Annotated in this window: 24 protein-coding genes; 8 read left to right on the top strand and 16 right to left on the bottom strand. The window is 44.9% G+C overall.

Annotated features, from left to right (window positions below):
- Nucleotides 1–19: 19 nt before the first annotated feature.
- Nucleotides 20–1270, bottom strand: coding sequence for an L-methionine/branched-chain amino acid transporter (gene yjeH, locus DA718_RS26585; RefSeq protein WP_112216237.1), 1251 nt, complete (start codon nt 1268–1270; stop codon nt 20–22).
- Between the two features lie 233 nt (nt 1271–1503).
- Between yjeH and DA718_RS26580 the strand changes: the two genes are divergently transcribed.
- The 3 genes from DA718_RS26580 (at nt 1504) to DA718_RS26570 (ending at nt 3976) form a co-directional block, all read left to right on the top strand.
- On the top strand, nt 1504–1797 hold the full coding sequence (locus DA718_RS26580; RefSeq protein ID WP_003855929.1) for a co-chaperone GroES: 294 nt from the start codon (nt 1504–1506) through the stop codon (nt 1795–1797).
- Nucleotides 1798–1841: 44 nt separating this feature from the next.
- A complete protein-coding gene (gene groL, locus DA718_RS26575) occupies nt 1842–3488 on the top strand; it encodes a chaperonin GroEL (RefSeq protein WP_004128001.1) in 1647 nt (548 codons plus the stop codon).
- 134 nt (nt 3489–3622) lie between these two features.
- Nucleotides 3623–3976: a DUF4156 domain-containing protein gene (locus DA718_RS26570; RefSeq protein ID WP_004871163.1), complete on the top strand. Its 354-nt coding sequence runs from the start codon at nt 3623–3625 to the stop codon at nt 3974–3976.
- Nucleotides 3977–4087: 111 nt separating this feature from the next.
- On the opposite strand, the gene DA718_RS26565 is transcribed toward DA718_RS26570, so the two are convergent.
- The 9 genes from DA718_RS26565 to DA718_RS26525 all read right to left on the bottom strand — a co-directional run bounded on the left by DA718_RS26565 (nt 4088) and on the right by DA718_RS26525 (nt 14792).
- Nucleotides 4088–4384 (bottom strand): hypothetical protein, encoded by a 297-nt coding sequence (locus DA718_RS26565; RefSeq protein WP_112216236.1) that lies wholly within the window; start codon nt 4382–4384, stop codon nt 4088–4090.
- A 139-nt stretch (nt 4385–4523) separates the two neighbouring features.
- Nucleotides 4524–5378, bottom strand: coding sequence for a YjeJ family protein (gene yjeJ, locus DA718_RS26560; RefSeq protein WP_112216235.1), 855 nt, complete (start codon nt 5376–5378; stop codon nt 4524–4526).
- A 16-nt stretch (nt 5379–5394) separates the two neighbouring features.
- Entirely contained in the window at nt 5395–7533 is a 2139-nt protein-coding gene (locus DA718_RS26555; RefSeq protein ID WP_112216234.1) for a peptidase domain-containing ABC transporter, read from the bottom strand.
- Nucleotides 7523–8818: an HlyD family secretion protein gene (locus tag DA718_RS26550; protein WP_112216233.1), complete on the bottom strand. Its 1296-nt coding sequence runs from the start codon at nt 8816–8818 to the stop codon at nt 7523–7525. Before DA718_RS26550 ends, DA718_RS26555 begins: the two co-directional genes overlap by 11 nt.
- A gap of 69 nt (nt 8819–8887) precedes the next feature.
- A complete protein-coding gene (locus DA718_RS26545; RefSeq protein ID WP_112216232.1) occupies nt 8888–9226 on the bottom strand; it encodes a hypothetical protein in 339 nt (112 codons plus the stop codon).
- Nucleotides 9227–9783: 557 nt separating this feature from the next.
- Entirely contained in the window at nt 9784–10818 is a 1035-nt protein-coding gene (locus DA718_RS26540) for a fimbrial protein (RefSeq protein WP_112216231.1), read from the bottom strand.
- Nucleotides 10819–10845: 27 nt separating this feature from the next.
- Nucleotides 10846–13401, bottom strand: coding sequence for a fimbria/pilus outer membrane usher protein (locus tag DA718_RS26535; RefSeq protein WP_407657803.1), 2556 nt, complete (start codon nt 13399–13401; stop codon nt 10846–10848).
- Nucleotides 13402–13450: 49 nt separating this feature from the next.
- Complete coding sequence (locus DA718_RS26530) at nt 13451–14140, bottom strand: fimbrial biogenesis chaperone (RefSeq protein ID WP_112216229.1); 690 nt, start codon at nt 14138–14140, stop codon at nt 13451–13453.
- A gap of 79 nt (nt 14141–14219) precedes the next feature.
- Nucleotides 14220–14792 carry a fimbrial protein gene (locus DA718_RS26525; RefSeq protein WP_112216228.1) on the bottom strand — a complete coding sequence of 191 codons (573 nt, stop codon included), beginning with the start codon at nt 14790–14792 and terminating at the stop codon, nt 14220–14222.
- Nucleotides 14793–15313: 521 nt separating this feature from the next.
- Here DA718_RS26525 and DA718_RS26520 point away from each other — a divergent pair.
- Nucleotides 15314–15868, top strand: coding sequence for a winged helix-turn-helix domain-containing protein (locus DA718_RS26520; RefSeq protein WP_112216227.1), 555 nt, complete (start codon nt 15314–15316; stop codon nt 15866–15868).
- A 167-nt stretch (nt 15869–16035) separates the two neighbouring features.
- Here the strand turns inward: DA718_RS26520 and epmB are convergent, their stop codons facing one another.
- On the bottom strand, nt 16036–17064 hold the full coding sequence (gene epmB, locus DA718_RS26515) for an EF-P beta-lysylation protein EpmB (RefSeq protein WP_112216226.1): 1029 nt from the start codon (nt 17062–17064) through the stop codon (nt 16036–16038).
- Nucleotides 17065–17106: 42 nt separating this feature from the next.
- Here epmB and efp point away from each other — a divergent pair, with 42 nt between their 5' ends.
- The 4 genes from efp to sugE all read left to right on the top strand — a co-directional run bounded on the left by efp (nt 17107) and on the right by sugE (nt 18641).
- Complete coding sequence (gene efp, locus DA718_RS26510; protein ID WP_110274494.1) at nt 17107–17673, top strand: elongation factor P; 567 nt, start codon at nt 17107–17109, stop codon at nt 17671–17673.
- A gap of 70 nt (nt 17674–17743) precedes the next feature.
- Entirely contained in the window at nt 17744–17875 is a 132-nt protein-coding gene (locus DA718_RS26505) for an entericidin A/B family lipoprotein (RefSeq protein WP_112216225.1), read from the top strand.
- A gap of 162 nt (nt 17876–18037) precedes the next feature.
- Nucleotides 18038–18184 (top strand): lipoprotein toxin entericidin B, encoded by a 147-nt coding sequence (gene ecnB, locus DA718_RS26500; RefSeq protein WP_004097935.1) that lies wholly within the window; start codon nt 18038–18040, stop codon nt 18182–18184.
- Between the two features lie 139 nt (nt 18185–18323).
- Complete coding sequence (gene sugE / locus DA718_RS26495) at nt 18324–18641, top strand: quaternary ammonium compound efflux SMR transporter SugE (protein ID WP_110274491.1); 318 nt, start codon at nt 18324–18326, stop codon at nt 18639–18641.
- On the opposite strand, the gene DA718_RS26490 is transcribed toward sugE, so the two are convergent.
- The 5 genes from DA718_RS26490 to frdA form a co-directional block, all read right to left on the bottom strand.
- Nucleotides 18638–19168, bottom strand: coding sequence for a lipocalin family protein (locus DA718_RS26490; protein WP_112216224.1), 531 nt, complete (start codon nt 19166–19168; stop codon nt 18638–18640). The genes sugE and DA718_RS26490 overlap by 4 nt on opposite strands.
- A 141-nt stretch (nt 19169–19309) precedes the next feature.
- Entirely contained in the window at nt 19310–19669 is a 360-nt protein-coding gene (gene frdD, locus DA718_RS26485) for a fumarate reductase subunit FrdD (RefSeq protein ID WP_112216223.1), read from the bottom strand.
- 10 nt (nt 19670–19679) lie between these two features.
- A complete protein-coding gene (frdC, locus tag DA718_RS26480; protein ID WP_112216222.1) occupies nt 19680–20075 on the bottom strand; it encodes a fumarate reductase subunit FrdC in 396 nt (131 codons plus the stop codon).
- Between the two features lie 10 nt (nt 20076–20085).
- Nucleotides 20086–20820 carry a succinate dehydrogenase/fumarate reductase iron-sulfur subunit gene (locus DA718_RS26475; protein ID WP_112216221.1) on the bottom strand — a complete coding sequence of 245 codons (735 nt, stop codon included), beginning with the start codon at nt 20818–20820 and terminating at the stop codon, nt 20086–20088.
- Nucleotides 20813–22603 (bottom strand): fumarate reductase (quinol) flavoprotein subunit, encoded by a 1791-nt coding sequence (frdA, locus tag DA718_RS26470; protein WP_112216220.1) that lies wholly within the window; start codon nt 22601–22603, stop codon nt 20813–20815. Before frdA ends, DA718_RS26475 begins: the two co-directional genes overlap by 8 nt.
- Nucleotides 22604–22635 lie beyond the last annotated feature (32 nt).

Below are 22635 nucleotides of genomic sequence, written 5' to 3'. Positions count from 1 at the left end.
CAGGCCGGGCAGCCCCGGCCTATAGTATCCTCTCAGCTAATCTGCGCTTTGGTAAAAACAGCCACAGCACCGCCAGCATGATAAATGCATACAGACTCTTCCAGCCAACCATCGCCAGCAGCAGCAGACACAGCACGCTGCCAATCGCCGCCAGTACGCGATAACGCCCCTGAAGTAACCGACAGCCCGCCAACATGCACAGCAGATAGATCATGATGAAAATGCCGTTGGCGTAGACGATCAGGGCATCGAGATTGATATTAAGTGCATAAATGCACAGAGCGCTGATCACACAACAGCCCAGCACCGCATTCAATGCATTGCGCGGAATTTGCCGTGGCGACAGCCGGGCCAGATAGCTATCTGGCTTGTATTGCGCTTGTGACCAGACCAGGCGGGCAAAGCTCTGAATATAGATATTGAGGCTGGCGAAGCAGGCGAGGTAGCCAATGACGCAGGCAATCCACAGCGCCTGGACGCCGAACAGGCGCACGACGATATTGGGCAACGACGCGGCGGCGGCCATCTCTTCGCCAAAGGCATGAAAATGCAGAACCAGCACGGTACAGGCCCAGTAGACGGAGCCCGCGAGCAATAAGCCAATCATCAGCGCGCGGGGAAAATCACGTTCCGGTTGCTTAAATTCAGATGCCAGATGAGCGAAAGCCTCGAGGCCGACAAAACACCAGAACATCACCGAAAGCGCAGAGAAAAGCTGTGAACTGTCGATATCAGCAGCGGCAGGAAAGGGGATCTGCGTTGGGTTGATTCCGCCACGCCACCAGATGGCGACGATTAACGCGACAATGAGGACGGCAACCAGCGTTTGTAGATTGGCGCTGGAGCTGGCTCCGCGTGAGCCGACCCACCAGATAATCGCCAGCGTTCCCAGCTCGGCCAGCAGCAACTGGCTATCATGCCAGCCAAAAATCGCCTGACCGAAGCCGGTGGCAATATGCAGTGCGGCAGGCAGTCCTACCGGTATCACCGATAAAAATAGCCAGCCGGTAACGCGAGCCAGGTGCGGGCCAAAGGCCATATCAACAAAATGCGCGACGCCGCCTGCGCTGGGAAAATGGCGACCAAGGATGGCAAAGACGATAGCTATCGGGAACACCAAAAGGATCAGCGCTGGCCAGGCCCACAGGCTATTATCACCGGCGACCAGCGCGGCCAGTGCCGGGACGGCAAAGACGCCGGTTCCCAGTAATGATGTAGAGAGTAATCCGACTCCCTGTGCAAGCCCCAACTCCTGTTTTAAACCACTCATGATTCAACCTTGCGCCTGGCAAAAAATGGATGGTATCACAATCGCTTTTGCTTATGACGGGGGGCTGCAGCCGCATTTTTGTGTGCGTAAGAGCACGACGGCAAATTTTTTTTTAGTTTTCCCCTTGAAGCGAGAAATCCCCATCCCCATCTCTCAGGGCACTAGCCGGAAAACAGTGTGCGGACCGGCGTCATCCATAACTGATAATGACTTTCTCAAAGGAGAGCTATCAAATGAGTATTCGTCCGTTACATGATCGTGTGATCGTCAAACGTAAAGAAGTTGAAACCAAATCTGCTGGCGGCATCGTTCTGACCGGTTCTGCGGCAGCCAAATCAACTCGTGGCGAAATCATCGCTGTCGGTAAGGGCCGCATCCTGGAAAACGGAACCGTGCAGCCGCTGGACGTTAAAGTTGGCGATATCGTGATTTTCAACGATGGCTACGGCGTGAAATCTGAGAAGATCGACAATGAAGAAGTGTTGATCATGTCCGAAAGCGACATCCTGGCAATTGTTGAAGCGTAATCCGCGAACGACACTGAACATACGAATTTAAGGGAAAGATTAAAATGGCAGCTAAAGACGTAAAATTCGGTAACGACGCTCGTGTGAAAATGCTGCGCGGCGTAAACGTACTGGCAGACGCAGTTAAAGTAACCCTGGGCCCGAAAGGCCGTAACGTGGTTCTGGACAAATCCTTCGGTGCGCCGACCATCACTAAAGATGGCGTTTCTGTAGCACGTGAAATCGAGCTGGAAGACAAGTTCGAAAACATGGGCGCGCAGATGGTGAAAGAAGTTGCCTCTAAAGCGAACGACGCTGCTGGCGACGGTACCACCACCGCAACCGTACTGGCGCAGGCTATCATCGCTGAAGGCCTGAAAGCCGTTGCTGCGGGCATGAACCCGATGGATCTGAAACGTGGTATCGACAAAGCTGTCGTTGCTGCTGTTGAAGAACTGAAAACGCTGTCCGTACCGTGCTCCGATTCTAAAGCTATTGCTCAGGTTGGTACCATCTCCGCTAACTCCGACGAAACCGTAGGCAAACTGATCGCAGAAGCGATGGATAAAGTCGGTAAAGAAGGCGTGATCACCGTTGAAGACGGTACCGGTCTGGAAGATGAACTGGACGTAGTTGAAGGTATGCAGTTTGACCGTGGCTACCTGTCCCCGTACTTCATCAACAAGCCGGAAACTGGCGCTGTTGAGCTGGAAAGCCCGTTCATCCTGCTGGCTGATAAAAAAATCTCCAACATCCGCGAAATGCTGCCAGTTCTGGAAGCAGTAGCAAAAGCTGGCAAACCGCTGGTTATCATTGCTGAAGATGTTGAAGGCGAAGCGCTGGCGACTCTGGTGGTTAACACCATGCGCGGCATCGTGAAAGTGGCAGCGGTTAAAGCACCGGGCTTCGGTGACCGTCGTAAAGCTATGCTGCAGGACATCGCAACTCTGACCGGCGGTACCGTTATCTCTGAAGAGATTGGTATGGAGCTGGAAAAAGCGACTCTGGAAGACCTGGGTCAGGCGAAACGTGTTGTTATCAACAAAGACACCACCACCATCATTGATGGCGTGGGTGAAGAAGCTGCGATCCAGGGCCGCGTTGCTCAGATCCGTAAGCAGATTGAAGAAGCAACTTCTGACTACGACCGTGAAAAACTGCAGGAGCGCGTAGCGAAACTGGCAGGCGGCGTTGCGGTAATCAAAGTCGGCGCAGCGACTGAAGTTGAAATGAAAGAGAAGAAAGCACGCGTTGATGACGCCCTGCACGCGACCCGTGCTGCGGTTGAAGAAGGCGTGGTTGCCGGTGGTGGCGTTGCGCTGGTTCGCGTTGCCGCTAAACTGGCTGGCCTGACTGCTCAGAACGAAGATCAGAACGTCGGTATCAAAGTTGCGCTGCGCGCAATGGAAGCACCGCTGCGTCAGATCGTTTCCAACGCGGGTGAAGAGCCGTCTGTTGTTGCGAACAACGTGAAAGCTGGAGAAGGTAACTACGGTTACAACGCAGCGACCGAAGAATACGGCAACATGATCGACTTCGGTATCCTTGACCCAACTAAAGTGACTCGTTCTGCTCTGCAGTATGCAGCATCCGTTGCTGGTCTGATGATCACTACCGAGTGCATGGTCACCGACCTGCCGAAAAGCGACGCACCTGATTTAGGTGCTGCTGGCGGTATGGGTGGCATGGGCGGTATGGGCGGCATGATGTAATCGTGCGCTATACCCCTTAGAAACACGGAAACCCTCGGGCAGAAATGCTCGGGGGTTTTTCTTTTTGTCGTCTTTTTAGTATAAGGTTGTACATCCGGGCCAGTGCGTCCAGCTCATTGATCGTGGGGAATAACATGCAGGTAAAATATTTAGCAGGGATTGTCGGCGCAGCATTATTGTTAGCAGGCTGTAGCTCTAGCAACGAATTGACCTCTGGTGGCCAGAACGTCCGCTTTGTAGAAGATAAACCGGGTTCAGAATGTCAGCTGTTAGGAACCGCGACCGGGACGCAGAGCAACTGGCTGTCCGGGCAGAATGGCGACGAAGGCGGCTCTATGCGCGGCGCGGCAAATGCCCTGCGTAATCAGGCGGCAGCAATGGGGGGTAACGTGATTTACGGCGTCAGTAGCCCGACACAGAACCTGTTGTCCAGCTTTGTCCCGACCGATAGTCAAATGAACGGTCAGGTTTATAAGTGCCCGAATTGATATTTTAGAGTGCAGACACTGAGTCCGGTATGGCTATACCGAACTCAGTTTATTGCTGTAATATTAAGATGTTTATTTGAAAAACATTTTATATTCTTTTGGTCTGAACACCTACCATCCAAATATGGAGTTTACCACTTTTCGTAAGCCTGCTTGTTCTGCGACTTTAGCCAGATCTCGTCCAGCTGATGAGCCAAACATATCCTTCATGTGTTCACGAAAAACGTTTGATTCATTTTCACCGTCATCGCCTGATCCTGATGATGGTGTTGAGTCTTCTGCTGAACTCTTAATAAGGCTGCTTATTGAGGATTGTATATCGAGTGAGCGAATAGTGTTAATAACAAACATCGCTACAAAGAAACCGCCACCTACTGAATCCATTTCTTGATTAGTTAATTCTTTCATGTTTTTATCCTTATATAAACAGTGTCAATTATTCATTTAATTTAAAGATACAAATATTCTGCGAGGACCTCCTGATATTTGAAAAAGAAAATAAAATGTATCTATGATATTCAGATACATTTGAATAAATTGGTTATTGTTAAGATATGCTCTTTTTTAGTGATTTGTAAAAATCAGCCAAGGGTTGCAGTGATTGACCTATCGAAGGAATACTTTTTTTATCTATAAGCAATGGTTGCGTATAAATATTAATGATTTTTGGATGATATTGTTGTAGTTTTTTGCTTAAGGCGCAAAAAGACTTGGCTATATTATTTAATTCCTCGGTTCCGGCTGCTACATTAGTTTTTAAAACTCCGCCAGATAATAATGCTGAACTATCTCCATTTTTTATTTGAAAAATAATAAGATAGCAATTATTAAAAATATCTGCTTTCCAGCTATCAAATTGATACTGACCATAGTCCATGCTTCCATCAGGTTGAAATAATATGTCATATAATGGAAGGAAATCTATTCCGGTATAAAAATAGCCAACAATATTTTGATCTTTTATATTATTAAGTGTTTTACTGACAGCAATTAATATAAAGCCAAGTTGACTATCTAATATTCTTATATGGATCATTTCTTCATTCTGAAGTGATAACAAAATATTGAAACCTTCATCACCGGGACTGACAGAGAAAGAAACTACACGTAATCCGAGATTGGGTTGTTGAACATCACTCATTTGTATATCAGGAATATGCGCAGCCATCTCTTTATTTGCGTTTTCAATTTTTAATTTGAACTCATCTATACCCATTTTTTCTTTCTGGGATAGATTGACTAATCTGTTCTGTAAAAGCATGAGAAAATCTTTAAGAACAGTTGCCTGCATATAAAACAAACTTGGTTTGTCTCCATCCGTTTCAAGTTTGATGGCTACGGCTAAGAATTTTTCTTCATGTAGCAAAAGCCCAGTATTTAGTCCTTTTATCATAATTGACATTTATTATTTCCTTATACTAAATCAAAGATGCTGTTTGGCTTGCATTTTTGAAATATTGAGACAAATCGATAACTCGATCTGCGGATGCGATAGTTGATGGGCGATGCGCCACTATAATTCTGGTAATTTTTAAATTAGAAATAGACTGGTTAATGAATGATTCATTTGCTAGATCGAGATGACTGGTTGCCTCATCCATAAATAGAATACTAGGTTGGCGGTATAGTGCTCTCGCAATGAGTATACGTTGCTTTTGTCCACCAGAAATGCCCAAACCTAATTCACCTACGATAGATTCATAACCCATCGACATGCGCATAATTTCTTCATGTATATTACAATACTGAGCACAGGCGATAATCCTTTCCTGATCGGGGTTATCTTCAAAACTACAGATATTATCAGCTATAGATCCGGAAAATAGCCTGTCGTCCTGTAATACACAGGCAGTACTTAACCGGTAATTGTTAAGACCGATTTTACTGACATCCAGATCGTCAGCTAGTATCTGACCATTCGAAGGAACTAATAAACCGCACATGACCTTAAGTAAAGTCGTTTTACCTATACCAGAAGGCCCAACAAGTGCTACAGATTCTCCTGGATTTATAGTTAAATTTAACTCTGAGAAAATCGGGCGTGAAAAAGGATCATACTGGTAGCTTAAATCTTTGACTGCAAGAGATACACCTTTATTTATTTCGAATATTCGCCGTGAAGGCTGTTCATCTTCTGGTTCACTAAACACGATCTCGGATAAACGTTCATTATGGAGAGATAGCATTCGTAGCTGCATCACCAGATCGATAAGGCTAGATGCTCTTTGTGAGAACTGCCCTCTGTATGCATTAAATGCCATGAACATACCCAAGGTCATATTGTTTTCAATCACCATAACGGCGCCAAGCCAGAGAATAACCACTTGATCCATGCTACTTATAAAGGTATTTATTCCGCCAAACATCATATCAAATCGAGTTTGTTTTATACCTGCGTTACAAGCTTCCACATTAATATTAAGCCAGTTTTTTGAACGGCGCTCTTTAAGGTTTAGGGCTTTAATTGTAGAGATACCGTATAGTGATTCCATAAAATGAGAGCCGGAACGAGCATTTTTAATCACTCTTTCCTCAGCAATGCGGCGATAAAAACGGTAGGTGCCGAAACGCATTACTGCATAACAAAGAGTAAAGCCAATAACAACCCAGACTAACCATCCACCATACAATGACATCATAATCAATAGACCAACGGTCATAATAATATCAATTATGCTGGTTACAATGCTATTTGTAAAAGTAGAACGAATCACATCCAGTGAAGAAAAACGAGATTGAATATCACCAAGATGTCTTTTTTCAAAAAAAGTTAATGGCAGACTGAATAAATGATCAAATAGAGTCGTTTTCCATTGAATATCGGTTAATGTATTTAGTGTCAATGATGTCCATGCGCGGAGCATACTGATAAAAGTACGAAATAACGTAAAAACCACTAACCCAATACAAATTACAGATAATAAGCTATGATCGTGAGCAATGATTACATGATCTGTTACTAATTGTGTACCAATTGGCATTAACAAATTTATCGCTTCAATAACAACCGATAGCGCAAAAATCTTAGTAAGAGCAGACTTAAGACCAACAACGTTTTTCATTAAATCCATTAGCCGTAAACGGCTTTTGACTTTTTCCTGCCGAAAATTATTGTCTGGCCAAAGCTCCATTGCCACGCCGGTAAAATTATTGGACATTTCCTGAATGCCAATGACTCGTTTACCCAAGGCGGGATCGTGAACGATGAAACTAGACCGTTTTACTGCAACTAGCACAACATAATGGTTCATCCCCCAATGCAGAATGCATGGCAGCTTGAGCTGCTTAATTTCATCCAGATCTAGTGTTAATGCTCGATTTTTCAGGTTTGCTTGTTCAGCTACTTTGCTGAGTTCGAGCAGAGTAACTCCTTGAGAGGAACTACCAAAGCGTTGACGAAAATTAAATAAGTCAATTTCTAACCCATAATATCCGCAAACCATTGACAAACAAGCAATACCACATTCTGACGCCTCTGATTGTATTATCACAGGTGTTTTCTTGCAGAGAGAGAAATTCAATCTAGAAATAATCGTATTAAATAATTCACTGGTCATTGAGCGGCCCACTTACACTTTGTGAAATTTTATAAAAAGGTGTAAACATCCACATGTATAGTGGTCGTTTTTCAAGAAAGACAATGGCTTGAGCTTTTAGACCATTCGACAGTGATAAATTTTTACCATTGTAATTGAAAGACTTATGTTTAATAGATACTAGTGTTTTATACAGGGCCAATTCTTGCTGATTCATTTCATTACTGATATTGACATTTGTATATTCAGATAGCTCCTGACGTGAAGCTGGAACCGATGAAATCGTTTCCACTATCCCGGGAAATTGACCAAATTTATCAGAAGGGAAAGCATCATATCGAATATTGATAATATCCCCTTTCTTTACATAAGGAATACTATTGTTTGGAAGCCAAAGCACCAGATAATACTCTACATTGCCGGTTGGTTTTATTTGCACCAGGCTACTGCCTTTGTCCACCATTTGCCCATTAGTGACGGCCATTGATTCTATCTTTCCGTCATTTGTGGCTTTAATGATGACATTACCGTTGGCGTTAGTTTCAACCATTTGGTTTTTAAAATCATTAATATTGTTTTTTTGACTGGATATTTGATTATCAAAGTCTGCTGCTTTGGTCACAATGTCGCTTTTAAGTTGAGTTAGCTGCGACTCTTGTTGCATTTTTTGGCTGACAAGAGACTGATACGTGCTTTGCTGTTGAAAGTATAAAGAATGTTGATAATTATATTGATCTTTGGTTATCAACCCCTGACGTAGATAAAGATCATAGCTCGCCAGATTGTCTTTCATCTTTTTCAATCCAGACTGCGTATTCGCTAGCATTTTTGTCGTTTCTTTTAGCGAATTATTGAATTGACGAACCTGTTCATTGAGTGCATCAAGAGTCTCCTTTTTATTCTGAGCAATTTTTTTGATTATTTCTTCGGCATTGATAATTTTTTCTGTAATAACTTCGGATATGGCATCGCTAACGTTACCATTAGCGGTATGGCGGGATATATCTAGTTCATACAGCGGTGTTCCTTTTTTTACGATATCACCAGTCTTTACATATTGCTGTACAATGAATCCCTGCTGAGGAGAAAAAACATTAATAGAGTGGGGGAGGGTAATAACCTCTCCTCGTACATCAATGCGCTGCGTATAGCTACAAAAAAATAGAGTAAGAATCAATATGGAAAGAAATATAAAAGAAACTGATGTTATCAGCCATGCAGGCATACCCGCCAATAGCAGTGCTTTGCCTTTCCAGTGGTATTTTTTATACTCAATCGCTTCCTTACGATATATACCCTTTGCCATTGGTCACCATTTATATCTTTACTAGGGGGAAAAAGGCCCTTTGAGGGCCTTTTATTTATGGAAATATAATTACTGAGACCACGGTACAAATTTACCGTCTTTAACGTTCTCCAGAGATGAAACAACAACTTCCAGAGTTTTATCCCAGCCACCAGCGAAAGCAGCTACGCCACCAATAATTCCGCCAGCAATAAAGCCCCAGACGGCACCAACACCGTTACCGATCAGGCCAAAACCCAGCAGACCGCCGTTAGCGCCTGACTGAGTACCACCGATTAAGGTACCGTAGACGGCAGCTGTAGTTGCACCCAGAACCGCAGCTGCAAAGTTTCCAGCAATGCTGGCACCAAAATCTAATGCTGCACCGCCAGAGATTTCTTCCATTTCAAAAACGGTTAATTCTTTCATTATGTAGTCCTTTAATTAAAAATATCTGATTACTATACTTTAAGCGATGGCTACCGCAGGGAGATTTTTTTCAGTCTCCTTAGATAATATCATCACTTAGAGCAAGATTATTTAATGTCATAATTTCCATATCAACTATGACATGACGCATTTTACTTAATTAAACGACTATGTAAATACAAAAAATAAAAATTTTGAAAGTTAAATCATTGTTCAAAATTATGTGAAGTGGTTTGTGAAATAAATGTCTTGAATTTTTAGATTTACTTTATATATGAATTTAATTATTTTTCTTTTTGTTGTTATATTTAGTGGTTGATTTTTAAAATAATGCTCTGGATTTATTAAGGGTCTTCTGGGAATTAATTCTAAAGGTTTTAAGAGCGCCTCTTTTGTAAGTTAAGGTTAAGAGCGCTGAGTCTGTTATTTAACTAAAATTCCCAAGAGGAATTTTAATATTTAGAGGGGTGGAGATGATTTTTATATATGGTGAATAATATTGGTTATAAAAATAAAATCCTTTCCAGGCGCAACCGGTCTGGAAAGGATTGTTTGATTTATTTTTCTTGTATCACTACTTCCATTATTGCTTTAACTTCACCATTGCTTACAGCACTTGCTATTCTATAGTAGTCAGCTACTAACTTTATTTCTTGTGTTGCTTTTGTGCTATAAATAGAGTATGAAGAGTAATCAAAGAATTTTATGGGCGTAGTACCAGTGGTACCACCATAAATGATAAATCCAACATTTTCGGCTCCTCCAGCAGCTTTGCTTATCATATTTGTGAGTACGCCTTCCTGAGTGCTACTATTCCCGCTAATTGGATTAAACCAGTATATATATTGTTTTCCACGTGAATCTGATGGGCAGGTGATATCAAGATAAAATTCTTTTCGTTCTTTTACAGGATTACCAGGGGAAACGCTTTTAACCTTATCGATTGTTATATCTTTAAGATTAACCGGATTGTATCCACTGCGCGGTGATATATCACAGGATGTCGTGCGATAAGTAATATTGCCTATGTTGAAAGTAATAACCAGCAGAATCGTATTGCTTGTGGAAGCGGCAACTTGCTCTGGTCGACCTGCGGCAAATTCAATATCTGTTGCAGCCATTGAAAATTTTGACATATCAATCGCCGGTTTAGTTTTTATTAACCAAATAGTGAATTGCTTGATACCAGTCGTAGATTTTACCGTGAGCGCTCTTGTCCCAGCCTCTGCGACTTGTGGGTTTATGATACTACCGGAAATGGCATCCGTAACCTGAAAGCCAATACCATCGATTCCTGTTTCATATACAGCCCCCCCACGAACACCCTTAATATTGGATAAGGGTTTATTAATAAGAACGCGATATACGTCAGGTGCTCCGGATACGACATCGCAATCATAGAAGGTTCTCATACTTGAAACGCCTGCGGTCTCGACATGAAGAACGCTACCTACTGGTAAACTGTTATCCCCCAAAACTTTCGGGTTCACAGGCATATTCATTCTCTTTGTATTACCGTCATATTTACAATCAGCAATACTATTTGAGCTGAAAAATAGCAGGCTAAAAATAAGAATAATAAACTTTTTCATTGTGTATCCTGATCTCCAAAGCTCCCGTTAACGACAAACCGCTGTCGTTTGACTGATTTGCCCAGTTACATCTGTTAAGCTATAAGTCGCTTTGCATTGTTGGCTGGCATTTTTTCCCCATTGCACAGCAAGTTCACCAGTTTCTTTTAAACCTGATAGATAAACCATACCGCCATCGCTGACCAGGCTGGCTTGAGCATTAGGGTTAGTGGTTGAAATCACTGTTGCACCATAGGGTACTGCACTACCAGATGCTGTCTGCAGCACAATGAATGCACGTCGGCCAATATTACCTTCAAAATTTGCTCTTGCTATTGCTCCGCGCGTGGGTACAACTTTCTGGCTTGTTACTGGTAGTTCCATATTGTCAGCAAGCGTTGTGCTATCCAGCATAATAGAAGTACGCTTGTAAGGCGTCAGATAAGGAAGAATGGCGTAGCCGCGGAAGTCAGTGCTGATCGTTTGATCATTATCCAGGCGAACGTAGCTTAGTCCGGGTGCTTTAACTAATGCTGCAGTATCTGACATTTCCTGGCCAAAAGTAATACCATTGGCATGAGCTAAAAGACCACCACTAAAACCATAGTTTAAGGATTTTCTGTGTTTGTCATAACTGTAGCCAGTATCAACAATGCCTACTGAACTTCTGTATGATGTACGTACGCCACCGCTGGCACTTTCACGATTGCTGTATCCTTGTTGCACATCCCAGCTCAAACTATTATTTTCCAGAGCGGAACCTCCAATGGAAACATATTGATCCGTTGAGCCTGGATTACTATTGTTTAATTGATAACTTACATATGTGCCAGGTAACCATTCACTAAGCGGGATGCTTATATTAAATGCGAATAGGTGATCATCCTGGTTTTGGCGATTAGTATTATTGTTTTTCCATGAGTAGCGGCTATAGCTATACCCAAGGTAATAGTTAATACTACGATACCCACCATTATAACCAATCCCGAACGAATTATTACGGCGTCCACCATCCCAATAATCTTCGAAGATTCCACTCATAGACAATGAGCCTAACCCATCACCTAAATTCTGATTAACAGTCAAGTTAGTTCTGTTACGCACAGATCTAAATCCTGAACTGTTTCCATTATCATTATATGTATCTAATACTTCCGTTAAGGTACTAAATCCCCGAGTTGAATAACGATAGCCTGCAATCGTAATGTTTGTTCCTGTCTCGAGGATATTTTTACCATACCGTATACGCCAGGACTGACCTGAAGTTTTGTCATCGTCTTTCCTTTTTGACCATGCTTGAGTCACATCGGCAGAAACTGCACCAAAATCGCCTAGATTATGACCTAAGCCTGCAGCCATGGATTGGTATTTTGATGCTCCTTGTAGTCCGCCATATATAGTAGTATTGCTCAATAGACCGTAGCTCAGTGTTGCCTGAGTGAAAGGAACTTTATCTGTACCGTTATCATAGGAACGATATTGACCTGATGTTAATTCATATTCAAATTGCCCTTCTCTAAGCATGAGTGGTAGGGTTGCAAAAGGAACGATGAAATTCTGCTTTGAACCATCGGATTCTTCGACAGTAACGTATAAATCACCATTTCCCCCGGTGGGGTACATATCAGTAATCTCAAAGGCACCCGGAGCAACAAAAGCCTGATAAACCTGATAACCATTTTGTTTGATTACTACTCGAGCATTGGTTTTTGCTATGCCGCGAACTACCGGCGCATAACCCCGTAGACTATCCGGTAGCATTTCTGGATCGGTTGCAAGCTGTAAACCTGTAAATGGCACACCATCAAAAATGCTTGATAATGATGAACTCTCGCCTATGAGTAAGGTACTTTTTAGTGGGATAATATTACGCTGTGCGTAGAGATAGACTGATTCCCAATCACTGTCCTCACCCTGATTTTTATTTCCTACACTTAAATTACGAAGACGCCACGGACCTATATTTAAGCCCGTGTTTAAGTTTATGCTGTAGTATTCATCTTCTGTTTCGAAGTCTTTCGCACCACTAAACCTATAGTTAGCTATTAGGGCGTTGATCCCATCGTCAAACTCTTCATTGGGGATAAAGCCTTGAGCGATCGGAGATAATGCTGCTTGCGGAATAGATATCACTAATTGTTGAGTGTTGAAGTTAAACTCAGAATGAAAGTCGGGAATTGTATCAACATTAACGCAGCCATTGTTATTTTCTTTTAATTCGGAAAAGGCGCTAAGTCGAAGCCCGTAACCTGATAGTTGTGACAGGCTAAAACAAGGAACCAAATTTACTTTTTTGACGTTACTGCCAGTAGCATCGCTTTTGCCTACTGCCTCAACAAAACGAATATGAGTGGTTTCCCTGTATTCATAATTTAACAGTATATCAACACGATATTCTCCCGGCGCTTGGGCATTTTTTGTTTCATATGCAGTCAAGTCAGGCAATTCAGAGGAACTGTTAGTCATACCAACTGAGCGTAAAAATGCAGGATCAAAAAACTCCCGTGCCTGCACATTACTGGCAAACCCAGGAAATATTAACGCTGGAGTTAAAATGACAAAAAGAGAAGAGAAGCGGAAAGGAAACTTATTCCTTGTTTTAATTAATGTAGGCATATCCCTTATCCATAGTAATTAATAAACGTTTGAAGCATTATAATGTGGATGAATACAAGGAACCGTCTCCCCCATGGTCATTGATGATTTTCCATGTGATATTTGAACCTGTAACACCCGCAGGTAGAGTAAATTCTTTCGTAGTCATTGAATCAATGTTTGGTAGCGTTTTTATGATCTCCTGCCCATTTATTTTTATAGAGCTAAAATAAAAGAAAAATGGTGTCGGATTTTTTACTATGATTTTATTGTTGGCTTTTCGCCATTCTACTTTCTTTGCTTGTTCATTTATTGATAATTCCTGTACTGCCGCTGGGCGGTAGATTAGGCGCATTCTATGACGCACAGCCATTTGTAATGTATTGCTATTTAGATGGCTGTCATCAGTCGGTGGTACAGACATTACATTAAGATAGTAAACTGTTTCGCGATCTTTTGGTGCGCTAGAAATATTCGCTGTAGGAAAAATACGGATAGTATTTTTTTGCTTTGCCTCCAAGCGAAAGAGTGGAGGTGTTACCATAAAGAATGGTGTTTTTCCTTCTGGTGCTTCTACCCAGGACTTCATAAGGTATGGTGCATCGTCTTTATTTTCTAACTGGGCACTTATCTCACGAGAATTCTCTTTATAAAGATAACGCGTCGTACCAATGACGACACCTGCATCGGCAGTGATGTTGATAAAGAGCGCCGAAATTGCCGCAAGTTTAAATAATGACTTACACATATTTATCTCTCGAATGAACTCAAATGTAGACAGAAATACAACTAAAACCTGCCGTTTCCGGCAGGTTTTAGTTCATCACTTAGTATGAAATAGTTAGCGTAGCAACGCCTTTAACGTCACCTTTTGTCAGACTGGTACCAGCAATAGAAGCTCCTGGCAGTTTTACATAGCTGACATCATAAGCCAGAACTACCGGATTTCCATTGTAGGCTTCAGCTACTTTAGTACCATCAAAAGTAACGCGATTACTTGTACCTGTCTTGAGCATACCCAAGCCAACACCTAATGCTTTATCGCTAGCTTCGTTATCCAGAATGTTAGCATTCACAGCATGGGAACCGGTAAATGCAACTTGCAGGCCGGTAGCTGCGACGCCTCCGTTCTGGCAATCAGATACTCGCCATGCTACTTTTTTGGTATAAGCCGCTGCCAGGGTGTTGTCAGCTAATTGATCCAGAGTGGCATCGGTAATATCGTCCAGGCTGAGGACACCTTTAACTGCTGCACTGCTGGAGTCAGGAATTACATTACAAGAGTTCTGAGCATCGGTGACTTTACCATTAATCACCACCTGTGCTGTATTCAAAGCTAGGGCCTGAGCGCTCAGAACTGCAGAAGCAGCGACCATTACAGCTAAAATTGTTTTTTTCATTTATTTAATCCATTTATAGATACTAAAGTCCTGAATAGATGTCAGACTTGGCTGTTAAATTAGATATATAGATAACAACTAACTAATACCTATCTACCCTATCTACAAGACGCCTGAGTACTATCACATTCATTTTCCTTTCTCCTGCCGTTCGTTGTTGTGCGTACGTTCGTATGCGATGAGTCTAACAGGCAAGAGCGATAACGAATTTAAGGTAAAAACGGATAAACTGCATGTGAATTCTTCTTGAATTTAAAGCTTGATTTATTGAGGTTGGTATATTCATATATTGATTGATATGATAATAATGATTATGGATGAGAGGTATAGTAAGAAGATCTGTCTTCCATTCGCATTTAATATCATGGTAATCTTAACTTCGATCCGGCAATGGAGCTGGTTCTTTAAACTTGAAATTATCTAATCTGGTTCATTTATAGGGATGTATCCTGATTTCTAAAGATGAAATTGAATTTGGTTCATCTATATTTCATATGACTTAATGAAGGCGGAAAGGGACTATGATATTCAATGAATATATCATTAACAATGAAGTTATTTTTAATGTAAATGCAAGTGAGTTACGCCCTCTGGGCGAGAACGGTGAAAGTATGAGCTTAAACGCACCTACCGCACGCTGTCTCCAGCTTTTATTGGAAAGTAATGGAAAAATTATATCCAGAGAGGAGTTTCTGGATACGGTATGGAAAACCAGAGGTGTTGTTGTATCTCAAAACACCTTTTATCAAAATATATCCTTACTAAGAAAATCGTTACTTAAGGCGGGACTATCGCAAGATATTATAGTGACGGTAAGGCAGCGTGGGTTTTCTCTCGCTTCAGGATCGCATATCGCGTCGTTCTTCAGAGCGGAAGAGGAAAGCTCGGAAAACAATTCAAATATTCAAGTAATAAATAATGTCTCTTCGCCCCCGATAGAGAGAAATAAAATTAATAATTTGCTTACTCAGGAGGATAAAATGAAAAGTGTTGATGCAGCGTTTAAGTTACCTAAGTGGCTCCTACCTTTGCTATTGTTAATGACAGCGGCTAACATACTTTCTCTCTTTTTGTAAGTAATAACTAATGAATAAGCTTATGACTTCCTTTTATATTTACCTCTAATATACCACTGGGTTCACTTTCTGGTAGTTATGTAAATTTTATTAAATATCTGTATATTAGATCAGGTATGAAGTGATTAATTGACAGTCTGCCGAGCGATGCTCGGCAGAAAATGTAACTAGCACTGCTTTAAACCTAAGTCTAGTGGCGTTTTACTAGGCTCTCCGCCGATTTCCCGCGCTAGCTTTGGCACCAAATAACCGGATACCAGGGTGAGTAACTCCCGTATAATTGACCGGGCTTTATCATCGCTAACCATAAAATGCGCTGCACCCTGAACTTTATCCAGAACGTGCAGGTAATAAGGCATGACTCCGGCATCAAACAACGCGTTACTCAGGTCTGCCAGAGTCTGCGCATTATCGTTTACGCCGCGTAGCAGTACGCTTTGGTTCAACAACGTGACGCCAGCCATGCGAAGCCGCTTCATCGCTGCGTGAAATTCTGCATCTATTTCGTTGGCGTGGTTGATATGGTTCACTAACAGTACCTGTAACGATGATGTAGAAATACGTGCAACTAGCGCATCGGTAATACGTGCTGGGATGACAATGGGCAAGCGACTGTGAATACGCAGGCGCTTGATATGTGAAATAGCTTCCAACTGTGTGAATAACCAGTCAAGTTCATGATCTTTCGCCATCAGCGGGTCGCCACCGGAAAAAATGATCTCATCAAGCTCTGGATGGGCCGCAATGTACTCCAGCGCCGTTTGCCAGTTTCGTTTATTGCCCTGATTTTCAGCGTACGGGAAGTGACGACGAAAACAATAGCGACAATTTACCGCGCAGCCGCCTTTAACCAGCAGGAGCGCACGGTTGCTGTATTTATGCAGCAGACCCGGCACCACGCTGTGTTGTTCTTCCAGCGGATCGGTGGAAAATCCAGGAGCAGTAATAAATTCTTCTTGTGAGGTAAGTACCTGACGAAGAAGAGGATCGTTAGGGTTTCCTGGCTCCATGCGGGCAATAAATGCTCGTGGAACACGTAGCGCAAACAGGCGCTTTGCATCACGGCCTGCCAATAGATTCGCATCTGCGTCTACATTTAAAAGATGCAGTAGTTCATCAGGATTGGTCACAACATCTGCAAGTTGCGCTAACCAATCTTCTCTGGATGGGGTATTTAGGGTTACAATATGCGCCATTTTGTGGCTTAGCTACCAATTAACAAAATTTCAGAGGGCCTTATGGCGACTTACTATAGCAACGATTTTCGTGCCGGTCTTAAAATCATGATGGATGGCGAACCTTATGCAGTTGAAGCCAGTGAATTCGTTAAACCAGGGAAAGGCCAGGCTTTTGCGCGCGTTAAGCTGCGTCGCCTGCTGACTGGCACCCGCGTTGAGAAAACCTTCAAGTCAACTGACTCTGCTGAAGGCGCTGATGTTGTCGATATGAACCTGACTTATCTGTACAACGACGGTGAGTTCTATCATTTCATGAACAACTCTACTTTCGAACAGCTGGCCGCGGACTCAAAAGCAGTTGGTGATAGCGCTAAATGGCTGCTGGATCAGGCCGAGTGCATCGTGACTCTGTGGAATGGCCAGCCTATTTCCGTAACCCCACCAAACTTTGTTGAGCTGGAAATCGTTGAAACTGACCCAGGTCTGAAAGGTGACACCGCAGGTACTGGTGGTAAACCAGCGACACTGACCACTGGTGCAGTCGTTAAAGTTCCTCTGTTCGTGCAGATTGGCGAAGTCATCAAAGTGGATACTCGTTCCGGCGAATACGTATCCCGCGTGAAGTAATTCATGCGATGAGATGGTTGGCGCAGCGCGACGCTGCGCCCTCTACGAATCGACATAGCTGGTAGGGAAGATGAATCGTGCGATCAAATTTTTGGTACTGCTAGTTCTTGGTAGCTCGCTGTTGGCTGGATGCAATACGGCTCGCGGTGTTGGCAAAGATATTCAGAGTTTAGGACGCGCGATTTCTCACGCTGCTGGTTAATTTGATTTCATCAGGCAATTCTCATTCATATCCCCACAATCTCTTTACTTCACACTTATAATCTCTTTTTCTCTTAAAAAACGTTGAGCTTCCTTTATCCCGGGCCAGGTTGTCTATGCTTATAGGGCACGATAACTAAAACTGGTGAATAAGGATGACATTATGGTGAAAAAAGCGATTGCAGCGTTCTTTACGGTTTTGGCTCTCTCTTCTGTATTGACCGCATGCAACACTACGCGCGGTGTGGGTCAGGACATTTCAGAAGGCGGTAGCGCGATTTCAGGTGCCGCAACCAAAGCTCAGCAATAGACCATGACGGTACGGCCAGCGGTCGTACCGTTCTTCCTCGACTCATCCTTGTTGTGTATAATCTCTGCGAGTTATCATCCACCTTACGGGACGACCCGTGAGCGTTTCACATCTGGGGACGGCCCCATCAAGGAGCCATATGTCCTGGATAGTGTTGTTTATCGCTGGTCTGCTGGAAGTCGTGTGGGCCGTCGGCCTGAAATATACCCACGGTTTTAGCCGTCTGGTACCAAGCGTGATTACCATTGTTGCGATGGTTGTCAGCATGGCCTTGCTGTCATGGGCGATGAAAAGCCTGCCCGTAGGGACTGCCTATGCGGTGTGGACGGGAATTGGCGCAGTTGGTGCGGCGATAACCGGCATTCTGTTATTAGGTGAATCCGCCAGCCCGATGCGCATTGCCAGCCTGGCATGTATTGTTATTGGCATTATTGGCTTGAAAATTAGCGCCCATTAATAGTTTTGATTTACCCATAGCAATTTACTCACGTCGAAGCCCTGCTGGGTAGCGATATCCAGCATTTGCTGTTTCACTTCCGGTGGGATTTTCGGCGTGCGTGCCAGTAGCCAGAGATAATCTCGGTCTGGGCCGCAAACCAGCGCGTAACGGTAATCCTTGTCCAGCGCAATCACGTTGTAGCCGCCATAGAAGGGGCCAAAAAATGAGACCTTCAGCGCAGCGCGTGTTGGTTCACCAGTAAAGTAAGCCACGCCTTCAGTTTTTTGCCATATACCTCGATCGGGGTTGTATCCTTTATTGACCACATCCAGTCCACCGTCTTCGCGCAGGCTGTAAGTTGCGGTGACTTTCTCTAAACCACGCTCAAAATTATGGTCAAAGCGAGCAATCTCATACCAGGTCCCCAGATATTGCTGTGTGGCGAATGGGCTCACAACAGTTACGCCATGTGGAGGCGTGGGAGTGCTACAGGCAACAAGCAGAAATGAAGTGGCAACAACCGCAATGACGGGAAGCAGACGCATAATATTTTCCTTGCCAGCTTTTATGCTAAGTGTAGATTTCGGCTGGAAAAGTGCGGAAGAATTTTCTTGAGAAGAGAGCCCGGTAACATAATGCTACCGGGTTTGCCGGAGTCGAGGTGAACGCTGAGTCGACTATCGGTTTTAAATGAATATGATACCGACCAGAGTCACGACGGTCAGAATCGCCGCCAGGCCGTAAAATACCCACTTACCGTTGGGAATGTGAATTTTTAAATCATGCATCGCATGATGAATACGGTGGAGTCCGCACCACAGCGGCAGAACAATCATCAAGAAGATGAATGCGCGACCAATAAAGCTGTGGGCAAAGCCCAATACGCGTTCATAATTGAAGGCGTCACCGGGTGCGAGGCCCAGCGGCAGTAAAATACCGACCAGCAGTATCATTACTGGTGCGATAATCGCACTCCACATGCCGCCTGCGCCAAACAGTCCCCAGAATACCGGTTCATCGGAACGTTTTGGATTAGGGTTAATCATGCCAGTCTCCTTACCAGAACAGGGCGATAAACAGAATCACCACGCTGACCACTGCGGTCACCACCCAAAGCCCTTTGATGACCGGCTCTGGCCCCATTTTTTCGCCCTTTAGGATAATATTGGCGGCTTTCGGCGCCAATTCAAACCAGGTTTTGGTATGCAGCAATGCGGCCGCCAGCGTAATCAAGTTCAGGATCACCACTATCGGGTTTTGTAGAAAACCGATGTAGCCCGCCCAGCTCTCCGCGCCATGCTTCAGTGCGAATAGCCCGTAAATCAGCACAATACTGAACCAGACCGTGGGTACTGCTGTTCCTTCACGCAGCATATAGAAGCGATAAAACGGCAGCTTTTTCCACCAGGTGGACGGCATTGGCCGCACGTAGGGTTTGCGTTTAGTCGTCATACTGCACTCCTTAGCGTGGTTTCAGGGTGGCGATAAGAAAGTCTTTTGAGCTTTCTACTTTACCCTGCTGTATCGCGGCCGCCGGGTCGACGTGTTTAGGGCAGACTTCGGAGCAGTAGCCCACGAAGGTACATGTCCAGACGCCATTTTGGCCGTTAAGCTGCGCCATACGTTCCTTTTTACCGTGGTCGCGGCTGTCTTCGTTATAACGATGGGCGAGGGTGATCGCCGCCGGGCCGATAAACTCCGGATTCAGACCAAACTGCGGGCAGGCGGCATAGCACAGACCGCAGTTGATGCAGCCGGAGAACTGATGATACTTCGCCATTTGCGCCGGGGTTTGCTTGTTGGGCCCTTGGTCAGTTGTGCGCGGATTACCAATGATGTACGGCTTAATCGCTTCCAGGCTTTCAATAAAGTGGGTCATATCGACCACCAGGTCGCGCTCAACCGGGAAATTGCCCAGCGCCTCAACCTTAATGCCTTTGTTGTATTCACGCAGGAAGGTTTTGCAGGCCAGCTTTGGCACTTTGTTCACCATCATGCCGCAAGAGCCGCAAATCGCCATGCGGCAGGACCAGCGGTAGCTCAGGTCAGGCGCAAGGTTATCTTTGATGTAGCCCAAGGCATCAAGTAGCGAGGTTTGCTCATCGTAGGGAACTTCATAGAAAGCGCTATGGGGTGCAATGTCCACTTCCGGGTTGTAGCGCACCACTTCGACTTTCATATTTTTCATATCAGCCATTCGTCGTCTCCTTCTTCTCGGCTGCTTCCGCTTCAGCACCGTACACACGTTTTGCTGGTGGTAGAGTGGTGATTTTTACGTCACCATACTCCAGGCGCGTGGTGCCATCGGCATCGCGAAAAGCGAGCGTGTGTTTAAGGAAATTGACATCGTCACGCTCGGTGCAGCTTTCATCCAGACGCTGATGAGCACCGCGGGACTCTTTACGAGCGATGGCTGAGTGCGCCATGCATTCAGCGACGTTCAGGCCATGACCCAACTCAATGGTATAAAGCAGGTCGGTATTGAACACGCTGGAAGTGTCAGTGACGCGTACACGCTTGAAGCGTTCCTGCAGTTCGGCCAGCTTATCGATGGTTTTCTGCATTAGCTCTGGCGTACGGTAGATGCCGCAGCCTTCCTCCATCGACAGACCCATTTCGTCACGGATCTTCGCCCAGTTCTCGTTACCTTCCTGATTCACAAGATCTTTCAGGCGTTTTTCGATATCGACGACCTGCGCGTCCAGCGCCGCGCTATTAACTTCTCCAGCTTCAGCGGCGCGCTTGATGGCCTGCTCACCTGCCATACGGCCAAAGACCACCAGCTCTGCCAGCGAGTTGGAGCCCAGACGGTTCGCGCCGTGCAAGCCCACAGAAGAACACTCGCCGACGGCGAACAGTCCTTTGATTCGCGTCTCACACTGCTGATCGGTTTCGATGCCGCCCATGGTGTAGTGCGCAGTTGGACGCACTGGGATCGGCTCTTTCACCGGGTCTACGCCGACGTAGGCTTTCGACAGTTCACAAATGAACGGTAATCGTTCAAGCAGCTTTTTCTCACCCAAATGGCGCAGATCAAGATAAACCACATCGCCACGCGAGGTTGGAATGGTGTTGCCTTTACGCCATTCGTGCCAGAAAGCCTGGGAGACTTTGTCGCGTGGGCCAAGCTCCATGTATTTGTTTTTCGGTTCGCCCAACGGCGTTTCCGGTCCCATACCGTAATCCTGGAGATAGCGGTATCCGTCCTTGTTGACCAGAATGCCGCCTTCACCGCGACAGCCTTCGGTCATCAGGATGCCTGAACCCGGCAGGCCGGTCGGATGATATTGCACGAACTCCATGTCACGCAGCGGTACGCCGTGGCTTAGTGCCATACCCATACCATCGCCAGTGACGATACCACCGTTGGTATTGTAGCGATAAACGCGTCCTGCACCGCCGGTCGCCAGCACTACTGCGTTGGCGCGGATCTGCACCAGCGTGCCTTCCATCATATTCATCGCGACCAAACCACGCGCCTGACCATCATCGACCAGAATATCGAGGACGAAATGTTCATCGAAGCGTTGAATTTGCGGGAACTGAAGGGAAGTCTGGAACAAGGTGTGCAGTATATGGAAACCGGTTTTATCAGCAGCGAACCAGGTGCGTTCGATTTTCATGCCGCCGAAGCGTCGGACGTTGACGCTGCCGTCCGGGCGACGGCTCCAGGGGCATCCCCACTGTTCTAGCTGGGTCATTTCCTTCGGGCATTGGTGGACGAAGTAGTCAACGACATCCTGTTCGCACAACCAGTCGCCACCGGCAACGGTGTCGTGAAAATGGTACTCAAAGCTATCATGGTCCTGCGCGACGGCAGCGGAACCCCCTTCAGCGGCCACGGTATGGCTACGCATAGGATAGACTTTAGAAATTAGAGCGATTTTAGCATTTGGATTAGCTTGCGCGGCGGCAATTGCGGCGCGAAGACCTGCTCCGCCAGCGCCAATTATGGCAAGATCGGCTTGAAAAGTTTGCACGACATTCCTCCAGTTTTTGTTTATTTCGCCGC

The organism is Klebsiella huaxiensis (genome assembly GCF_003261575.2).
Lineage (GTDB): Bacteria > Pseudomonadota > Gammaproteobacteria > Enterobacterales > Enterobacteriaceae > Klebsiella > Klebsiella huaxiensis.
This window is presented reverse-complemented; position numbering and strand designations above follow the sequence as displayed.

Excerpts from the sequence above, each read along its gene's own strand:
- DA718_RS26505 (WP_112216225.1), top strand. The coding sequence starts at position 17,744 with ATGAATCGTGCGATCAAATTTTTGGTACTGCTAGTTCTTGGTAGCTCG.
- yjeH (WP_112216237.1), bottom strand. The coding sequence starts at position 1,270 with ATGAGTGGTTTAAAACAGGAGTTGGGGCTTGCACAGGGAGTCGGATTA.
- yjeJ (WP_112216235.1), bottom strand. The coding sequence starts at position 5,378 with ATGTCAATTATGATAAAAGGACTAAATACTGGGCTTTTGCTACATGAA.
- DA718_RS26565 (WP_112216236.1), bottom strand. The coding sequence starts at position 4,384 with ATGAAAGAATTAACTAATCAAGAAATGGATTCAGTAGGTGGCGGTTTC.
- DA718_RS26570 (WP_004871163.1), top strand. The coding sequence starts at position 3,623 with ATGCAGGTAAAATATTTAGCAGGGATTGTCGGCGCAGCATTATTGTTA.
- DA718_RS26520 (WP_112216227.1), top strand. The coding sequence starts at position 15,314 with ATGATATTCAATGAATATATCATTAACAATGAAGTTATTTTTAATGTA.
- DA718_RS26580 (WP_003855929.1), top strand. The coding sequence starts at position 1,504 with ATGAGTATTCGTCCGTTACATGATCGTGTGATCGTCAAACGTAAAGAA.
- DA718_RS26540 (WP_112216231.1), bottom strand. The coding sequence starts at position 10,818 with ATGAAAAAGTTTATTATTCTTATTTTTAGCCTGCTATTTTTCAGCTCA.
- ecnB (WP_004097935.1), top strand. The coding sequence starts at position 18,038 with ATGGTGAAAAAAGCGATTGCAGCGTTCTTTACGGTTTTGGCTCTCTCT.
- DA718_RS26530 (WP_112216229.1), bottom strand. The coding sequence starts at position 14,140 with ATGTGTAAGTCATTATTTAAACTTGCGGCAATTTCGGCGCTCTTTATC.
- DA718_RS26555 (WP_112216234.1), bottom strand. The coding sequence starts at position 7,533 with ATGACCAGTGAATTATTTAATACGATTATTTCTAGATTGAATTTCTCT.
- DA718_RS26525 (WP_112216228.1), bottom strand. The coding sequence starts at position 14,792 with ATGAAAAAAACAATTTTAGCTGTAATGGTCGCTGCTTCTGCAGTTCTG.
- DA718_RS26550 (WP_112216233.1), bottom strand. The coding sequence starts at position 8,818 with ATGGCAAAGGGTATATATCGTAAGGAAGCGATTGAGTATAAAAAATAC.
- efp (WP_110274494.1), top strand. The coding sequence starts at position 17,107 with ATGGCGACTTACTATAGCAACGATTTTCGTGCCGGTCTTAAAATCATG.
- DA718_RS26490 (WP_112216224.1), bottom strand. The coding sequence starts at position 19,168 with ATGCGTCTGCTTCCCGTCATTGCGGTTGTTGCCACTTCATTTCTGCTT.
- DA718_RS26545 (WP_112216232.1), bottom strand. The coding sequence starts at position 9,226 with ATGAAAGAATTAACCGTTTTTGAAATGGAAGAAATCTCTGGCGGTGCA.
- DA718_RS26475 (WP_112216221.1), bottom strand. The coding sequence starts at position 20,820 with ATGGCTGATATGAAAAATATGAAAGTCGAAGTGGTGCGCTACAACCCG.
- epmB (WP_112216226.1), bottom strand. The coding sequence starts at position 17,064 with ATGGCGCATATTGTAACCCTAAATACCCCATCCAGAGAAGATTGGTTA.
- sugE (WP_110274491.1), top strand. The coding sequence starts at position 18,324 with ATGTCCTGGATAGTGTTGTTTATCGCTGGTCTGCTGGAAGTCGTGTGG.
- frdD (WP_112216223.1), bottom strand. The coding sequence starts at position 19,669 with ATGATTAACCCTAATCCAAAACGTTCCGATGAACCGGTATTCTGGGGA.
- frdC (WP_112216222.1), bottom strand. The coding sequence starts at position 20,075 with ATGACGACTAAACGCAAACCCTACGTGCGGCCAATGCCGTCCACCTGG.
- groL (WP_004128001.1), top strand. The coding sequence starts at position 1,842 with ATGGCAGCTAAAGACGTAAAATTCGGTAACGACGCTCGTGTGAAAATG.